4 protein-coding genes are annotated in these 5,112 nt (G+C 61.9%); 2 read left to right on the forward strand and 2 right to left on the reverse strand.

Annotation, left to right across the window (positions count from 1 at the left end; genetic code table 11):
• Positions 1-241: UDP-N-acetylglucosamine 2-epimerase (locus AC1DS3_RS34990; RefSeq protein ID WP_477128985.1), on the reverse strand; the 241-nt coding region annotated here is incomplete at its 3' end.
• 902 nt (positions 242-1,143) lie between these two features.
• Between AC1DS3_RS34990 and AC1DS3_RS34995 the strand changes: the two genes are divergently transcribed.
• On the forward strand, positions 1,144-1,986 hold the full coding sequence (locus tag AC1DS3_RS34995; RefSeq protein ID WP_441634988.1) for a response regulator transcription factor: 843 nt from the start codon (positions 1,144-1,146) through the stop codon (positions 1,984-1,986).
• 174 nt (positions 1,987-2,160) lie between these two features.
• On the opposite strand, the gene AC1DS3_RS35000 is transcribed toward AC1DS3_RS34995, so the two are convergent.
• Positions 2,161-3,378, reverse strand: coding sequence for a tyrosine-type recombinase/integrase (locus AC1DS3_RS35000; RefSeq protein WP_477128983.1), 1,218 nt, complete (start codon positions 3,376-3,378; stop codon positions 2,161-2,163).
• A 165-nt stretch (positions 3,379-3,543) separates the two neighbouring features.
• On the opposite strand from AC1DS3_RS35000, the gene AC1DS3_RS35005 reads away from it, so the two are divergent.
• Positions 3,544-4,581, forward strand: a complete 1,038-nt coding sequence (locus AC1DS3_RS35005) for a DNA-binding protein (RefSeq protein ID WP_477128984.1) — start codon at positions 3,544-3,546, stop codon at positions 4,579-4,581.
• Positions 4,582-5,112 lie beyond the last annotated feature (531 nt).

Genomic DNA, 5,112 nt, shown 5'->3' on the forward strand with positions numbered 1-5,112 from the left:
CCTGATCGAAGCGTGCCACCAGGAGGCCGAAAAGGCCGTTCAGCGTCTGGTTTGGCGCCATGATATCGAGGTCATAGTCCGCCTGCAGCGCGAACAGCGACATCACCTGATCCAGCATCTGCCGGTGCTGGCCGCTGACGCACAGCACGCTGTGCACGCCAGGCTCGCGATTCAGCGCTTGCACGAGCGGCGCCATCTTAATGGCTTCGGGCCGAGTTCCCACAATCGAAAGCACTCTCATGCCGGCTGGTTCTCTCAAGATATATGTTTTATTAGGTTGCCGGCTGGTACGCAAAGCTGGATTTAGCGCTGACGTATTGCATCGTGCAAGCAATTCGGGACGGATTCTAGGAGTCCAATTCAATGCAAGTGTTTGCTGGATAGGAAAAAACCTTTGAATAGGCGAATTGCTTACATTTTTTGACAATCTAAAAAGTAGGGAGAAATAGCACGTTGCCTTGCTTGAGCGGAGTGCTTTCGTGGGGCGATGCGGCGGGGGATTCGTGGCGCCAGGATATGAGTGACAGCGTTTTTCCAGAAATATCCCCCGGTCCGAGGGGATCAATGGCCGATTTCCTATGGCGGAGCGACTCGGAGCGATGGCTTCCAGGCCCCGTGGTCGCAAGTTGGGACGCGTATGGGTGACACGCTTACGGAGATGCGGTCAATGCGTCAACCTCACCCAAATGAGGGAGGTATGTCTAATGTGGTTTTTTGGAATTTACGAATTATGAAAAGCAATTCATAAGCGCAAGGCAATGTTGGTTGATGGATGGATTGGAAGAGGTGCTTTGGACTTTGGGATCTCGACAGGATTGGAATTTTTATTTATCAATATTGTTTGGCTGACTGCTTGTCTTGTTTGATATCCCTGATAACATCTCGTCCCGATCCAGCGATGGACTTTCGCGGGAGAAAGCGTGCCATTGGCTTATCCGGAGTGTCCATCTGGAACACGGTGGCGAGGGCAGGGAGTGACGCCCGATGCGTCGGCGTGGCCCGCGCAGGCAATGTACTTTCCATCGGCTGGGCGTCACGCTCCTGGCGGCGGACAGGTAGTGGTGGGAACGTCTCTCTCGCCGGATCGTGTGATCGCACATGAGGCCGAGATGACCCGGCTGGTATTTCCGCCTATGGCTCAATATGACCGCTTATACGTCGCATGGATCTGTCTCGCATAGTGAAAATGGCACGGAGGGCAAGACCGCCGGCACCGGTGTTGCCCGCGCCCATCTTTTGATCGTCAACAGCCGGCCCGACGAGCTGCGCCCATTGATCGAACTGCTGTGCAGCGAGCAGTATCGCGTCAGCGTGGCATTCGATGGCGCGCAGGGCTATCACCGGGCGCAAGCGCTTTCGCCCAGCCTGATCCTGCTGGACGTGCGGCTGCCTGGCCTCGACGGCTTCTCCGCCTGCCGCCTGCTCAAGGCGAATCCACGGACCAGGGACATCCCCGTTATCTTTCTGACCGACGCCAACAGCATCGAGGAACGCCTGTACGGTCTGCAGAACGGTGGAGTGGACTATATCCTTAGGCAGTCCGAGCCGGTGGAGGTGTCGGCGCGCATCAGGATTCACCTCGCGCTGGCGGCGCGGCGCCCTGCGGACGATGTCGTGCTGTCGCCTTCAACCCTCAGCGGGGACCAGGTACTGGTTCAGGCGGTCGCCCAGTATCTGACCGATAGCCTTGCCGCCACGCCGAACCTGGCAGAGCTCGCACGGCGCTTTGGTACCCACGAAAAACGCTTATCGCGTGTTTTCCGCGAGCAGCTGGGCAAGACCGTATTCGAATACCTGCGAGAGAGCCGACTGCTCCTGTCGAAGCGCCTGCTGGCAGAGACCTCGTTGAAGATCGTCGACATTGCCGCGCAAGTCGGCTTCTCCAGCGCGGCAAACTTTGCCACCGCATTTCGCGAGCAGTTCAACCTCACGCCAAGGGCATTCCGGCATTCGGTGCAGGGATACGTGCAAACGTTGAGCGCGTAGTGCGCTGTGCTGGCCGTGCTAGCCCTGGCGCGATCGGCTCGCCTCATTTATCCGTTCGGCTGGACGAAGCGCTGGGCTTGCCAACAAAACGCTGCACATGGCACTCATCGAGGCAGGTGAATCGCCGACAGTTGATCCAAATCTGGTATGAGCGCTGGCAGGGAAAGGGGGCTGCTAGTACTGACGCTTCCACCCAATACGGTGCCGTTCCTGCGTGGCCTCATGCCGCGCATCGTCTTCCGTATGCAGGTATGCGCTGGTCGTGGCGATGGACGCATGCCCGAAGTTGTCCCGCACGAAGCGCAGGTCCACCTGCTGGTCCGTCATATGGGAACCTGCCGTATGGCGCAGCCAGTGCGCCGAGGCGCCGGCCAGTACCTCGGCCCGGCTTTCCCAATCCGGTCCGCGCGCGCGCAGGCGCTCGGCCGCCATCGCGAAGATCTCCTTGAGCACCAGATGCAGCGCGCCGCGTGACAAGGGTCTTTCTTTGCCAATGATCGGCAGCACGATGGGGCGATCCTCACCTGGCAATGGCAGCGGCGGCAGGCCGTAGGCCTCGCGATAGCGCGCCAACTCCGCCATCAGCTCATCGGTGGCCGGCACTAGCCGCGTCTTGTTGCCCTTGCCCGTTACCTCCATCCACCACCGCTCCAGGCCCCGGCTGTCGCGCCGGCAGAAAAACGCGCCCATGCGCGTGCTGGCCACTTCCGCTGCGCGCAAGCCGCCGAGATACAGCACGGTCAGCAGCCAACGGCATCGCGCCGCGTGCAGGCGGTCGCGCTCGGTCGCACTTTCGGTCGTACCCGGCATGGCATCGGTGGCGTCCTTGACCGCTTGCCACATGTCGTGGCTCAGGTAGCGGGTAATGCGCGGCTTGGGCAGGCTGCGCCGGCTGCGCGCCAGCGACAGTGGATTGCMGGCCAGGTAGCCCGCGTCGACCAGCCAGGCGAACAAGCCATTGAGGATCACCATAGTGTGCCGCGCACTGACTGGGGAGAGCGGCCCGGCAAAAGGCCGCCACTCGGGCGCACCACGCGCCAGTTTCTTGCGCGACGCCATCACCCAGCGCCAGGCTGGCTGCGGGTCAGCCAGGAAGCGCTCGTACACCAGCAGATCTTCATGGGTCAGCGACGACAGCGGCTTGCCATGCTGCATCACGGCCCATAGCAGCAGCCGCTCCACCTCGCGCCGATAGGTCTGCAGGGTGGCGGGGGTGTCGGCGTAGCGGGCCAGCCAGGCCGTCACCGCCGCCAGATCGTCGGCGGCCGAGATCTGCGGGGTGCCGCCGCGCGCCCGGTTGCTGCCGGCGGCGCCGGATAGCTCGGCGGGCAAGCGCAAGCGCTCGATCGGGGTGGCGGGCAGGGTGGCGAGGGACAGCTGGCTGGATTCCATGGGTGAGGCGTGAGGCGCGTTCGCAAATTAGACGTAATTATAGACAGAACAACAGACAGAACAACAGACAGAACAACAGTTATGTCTAAAGCCTGTTTGCTTATTCAAGCTATTTTACGTATTACGTAGTAATATTTAAAAATTGCTGGATTCTCTTCAAAACTCATGACCGCTAGCCCAGAAACCACGGCAAACGAGCAAATCCTGCAGGCTGACATCGTCAAACTGCGCGAACGCTTCCCGGAAACTCGTGCTCTCTATCGAGAGGTGTGCGGATTGCTGTTCTTCCGTTACKGCATCACGCCCACCGCCAACAAGCTCTACGGGCTGGTGCGCAAGGGCAGCATGGGCACGCCGACCGAGGTGCTGGCGCAGTTCTGGCACGACATGCGCGACAAGATGCGCGTGACCATCGCGCACCCCGAGTTGCCGGACGCGCTCAAGCAGATCGCCGCCGATGCCGTGCAGTCGATCTGGCAAGCCGCCAACGAGGCTGCCGCCGGCKAACTGGCATCGCTGCGCGTGGAGGCCCGACACCAAGCGAGCGAGGCCGAAGCGCGGCGCGACCAGGCGCGGGCCGCTCTGGCGGTGGCCGAGCAGGAGAAAACCGTCGTGCAGGCTGAACTCGACGCCGTCCGGCAGGCGCGTGCGGCGCTACAAGGGGAACTGGAAGCCGAGCGCCAGGCCCACGCAGCCGCGCAGGCGCGTCAGGAGGAGGGCAAGCGCCAGATCGAGGGGATCGAGCGCCAGTTGGGCGAAATGCATACGCAGTTCTCGACGGACCTGGAGCGCACCCGCGAGCAGGTCGCGGTAGCGCAGGAGCGGGCCAGCGCCACTGAGCGCCGCGCGCTGCGCGAGATTGATCAGGAGCGCACGCTGCGGCAGAAGGCAGAGCTGGTGGCGGCGGAGTTGCGCGCCGAGATGGCCGCGGTGCAGGTGAGGGCGCAAGACGCGGCCGTCGCGGGCGCGGAGGAGCGGGTGCGGTTGCAGGCCGAGCGCGAAACGCTCAGCCGACAACTGGGGGAGGCAGAACAGGCGCTTGACCATGGCGAGGCGGCACAACGAGGCCTGCGAGCCGAACTCGACGCGGCGCTTCGGCGGGCCGAGCGCGCCGAAGTGGAAGCGACAGCGACGCGCCGCCTGGTGTCGCCCAGGCGCCGGGTGCCAGCGACGAAAACCAAGTTCAAGCCCGGGCCGGCCTGAAGGAGGCGCCCGAGGGCAGGGATTTGTCCATCGCGCCACGGGATAAGCCTGTGGACAAGCCGGGCGGGGGCAGACAGCCGACGGCCGCTGCGGATTTGATTAGAATTTAAGCAACGAAGGCGCCGCGTCCTCTCACAGGCACCGATTCTCGCCGCAGCRATCCCAAAAACAACCCTGACGTCCAACTGAGCGCGGCCGTAGAGATAGCCGTGCGGTGCTGCCTTGACCCGAGTGATGGATCCAATCCTGCTGCCGGGCGCTTGTTTTGCATAGCGCGGAATAGGTCACGATGGATAAGCAATGATGCTCTCAGCACGGATAGGCTAGCGTGCGCTGTTTGCAACACGAACGGTATTTCCCTGAGAAAATCCCCCAATAGGGACTAATGCCGTTCAGTTAAGAGCTGAACGGCATTTTTGTATGTAGCGTCAGAGGAAGTTGTAAACGCTGCGCCGAAGTGTTAACTTTCGGGCGCGATGCTTTCCAGTCACCTGACCTTCCTGCTCGAAGCGCAACAGCCGGCCGACTTGA

This window comes from Cupriavidus sp. 01L46 (genome assembly GCF_056399905.1).